Origin of the sequence: Heyndrickxia acidicola (assembly GCF_001636425.1) — a bacterium.
GTDB lineage: Bacteria > Bacillota > Bacilli > Bacillales > Bacillaceae_C > Bacillus_AE > Bacillus_AE acidicola.
The window spans coordinates 1-1879 of the sequence record NZ_LWJG01000008.1; the positions used below are offsets into that span (position 1 = coordinate 1).

2 protein-coding genes are annotated in these 1879 nt (G+C 39.0%); one reads left to right on the forward strand and one right to left on the reverse strand.

Features of this window, described 5'->3' with window-relative positions; translation table 11 throughout:
- Positions 1-740, reverse strand: a 740-nt coding sequence (locus A5N88_RS23935) for a CsxC family protein (protein WP_066271600.1), incomplete at its 3' end; no start/stop codon positions are given.
- Between the two features lie 705 nt (positions 741-1445).
- Between A5N88_RS23935 and A5N88_RS23940 the strand changes: the two genes are divergently transcribed.
- Positions 1446-1879: hypothetical protein (locus A5N88_RS23940; RefSeq protein WP_157090845.1), on the forward strand; the 434-nt coding region annotated here is incomplete at its 3' end.

Consider the following 1879-nt stretch of genomic DNA (forward strand, 5'->3'; position numbering starts at 1 on the left):
GCACCCGTGGCACCAGTAGGACCCGTTGGACCAGCAGCTCCAGTGATACCTATTTGTTGAGTTTGTAATACTTTCACAGTAAGATCCATAACGATTTTCTCGCGCAAGGTGCTAAAAGTTCCCTCAGGAGATGCCATAATTGGTGAAAAATCAAGTTCAAAGAAATTAGCAGAAACTAACTCACCAAAAGGCTGTTCATTATAATTGACGATATTTTGAAAGAAAAATTTATCTAATCGTGGGACTTGACCATTTAGCTCATTAAGAAAGTTGGATTTTTTGTCTTCCGAAACACTGATAACTGGCGGTTTAAGGAATGTTGTAAGGTCTGCAAAACCCGAAAACGGAACATCGGCAATTCGATCCTGGAGTGGTGCATTACAATCAGCTGTAGCATATTCAATATTTTTACGAATATGCCCTGATACAAATAATTTGCCTCTTGTTACGTTGAAAAAGTCAGATCCGTCAATAGGTGCAAATGCAACGGGAACAAGTTTTACTTGATCTAAAAATACATTTTTCACCACACGCTTTATTTCTGTTGCTGCTGGAGAAAGCGGAATATCAGCTTCTACAACAATTTGCAAGGTTGGTTCTGCTAATACAACTGGTGTTTTAATGGTTGGGGTAACACTTTGTGAAAGTGTAGTGTTTAATGGGATTAGTTCTGTTGATAATACGGGACAAACGGGGGCAAAATCTTGGTTAGTGCTACTTGTCCCTTCGTTATCACTCATAAAATTCACTCCTTATTTTATTTTAACTACGTCAATAGAGTATTCATTCATAAGAAATAGGACTGGGTAACTGTAATAATCAATTTGCTCATTTTTTAAAAGTTGGTTCCTTTTTTTGAGAGTAGAATACTTTCTTCATTATTTTCTTGATTTCATATTGAACATAACGAATGTCATGTTAACAAGAAATAATAAAAGGGGATTGGACATCTGTTTATATAAATTTGAAATTGAGAAACTACCCTTGTTGAGTTAAAAACCTTGGTACGACTAATCTGAGTGAACATGTAATTTGCTGTTCTAATTTTGACAATATAGATAAATATTTATAAGACCGATTAGTACATTCTTGAACTTTACAGGGTTTATGTTAAGTAGCAAGGCTACTTAGGCAGCTTTTTTTATTGTTGAAAGTAAGATTGTGAAGAAATGTACTTAAACGGGTGCTTTAGTTTAACAACTATGGATCGTCACAATGACGGTCTTTTTTGTGTTGGCAGGGTTTCGACCGTTAATGACGAATACTGTACATAACCAGAACGCAAGAACGAGGTGAAAACGGTGGAACATAACGAGCGAGCATACTGGACGAAAGAAGTTGCCGAGAGATTACAAATTGGTCACAGCACATTGAGAAAATATTGTCTTCACCTAGAGGAACATGATTATGAATTTGTTAAGGGTCAAAGAGGCAGTAGAGCCTTCGTGGAACGTGATATAACCGTCCTAGCGAAAATGAGAGATGTTCTAAACGAGCCGGGAACAACGTTCGAGGATGCCGTTTCTGTAGCCTTAGGAGAACGAGGTGTAACGGGAATGCATGTCGTTCCCTCGCCCGAGCAACCTTCTACAGAGCAGGAGAACATGCCGTTACATGTTGCTACCTCGCTACAAATGACAGAGGAATTGTTGTCTGGTTTTCGTGACGAAATGCTCGAAGAGGTACGGGAAGAAATACGGGAGATGTTGAGACAGCAGGAACTACGTGCTATTGAACGTGAGAACGAAAGAGACCGCAGAACTATAGAACGGGAAGAACAGCGAGAAAATAAGGCAATGGAACGTGAAAAAGAACTGACGAAAAAACGTGATGAACAGTTAATGGAACTGATCCGTGCCACACAGGAACTGAAACAGGC